1 pseudogene is annotated in these 412 nt (G+C 49.3%); it reads right to left on the bottom strand.

Features of this window, described 5'->3' with window-relative positions:
* Window positions 1–51 precede the first annotated feature (51 nt).
* A pseudogene (locus AC5ZGW_RS47260) lies at window positions 52–412 on the bottom strand (site-specific DNA-methyltransferase); the annotation flags it as partial.

Raw genomic sequence — 412 nt, 5'->3', positions numbered from 1 at the left:
AAGCGAAAGGGGTGTTGATGATTAGAGATTTTCGATTGTGCATGTTCGCCCTCACGTATCGAGCAAAATGATCTTGAGCGATTCTATGCCTCTATCATCGACGATCTTTACAGCCGCGGTGCGGTTCTCCCCTGCCGTAAATGGAAGCGATATAGTGCCGTGAAATCGTTCCAACATGTCTTCGTCGAGTTCGGTCTTTATGCTGCTTTTCAATCTGCGCCAGCCATCCTTCTTGCCAGCCATCGGAAAGAAAACTTGATGAGGAAAAAGAGAACGTTGGTCATAGTCCGTATCAAGCAACCACAGCGCTATCTTGTTCTGCCCGCCGGAAACTAGCTCGCCCTGTTTAGTGTCGAAATAGTCGAACCCGTGAACTTCAACTTGCCACCTCCCGTCTGGCAAGGCATGCAAC

The sequence above is a fragment of the Bradyrhizobium sp. Crot121 genome (assembly GCF_059512385.1).
The sequence above is the reverse complement of the archived record's forward strand: the minus strand, read 5'-3'. Positions and strand labels throughout refer to the sequence as shown.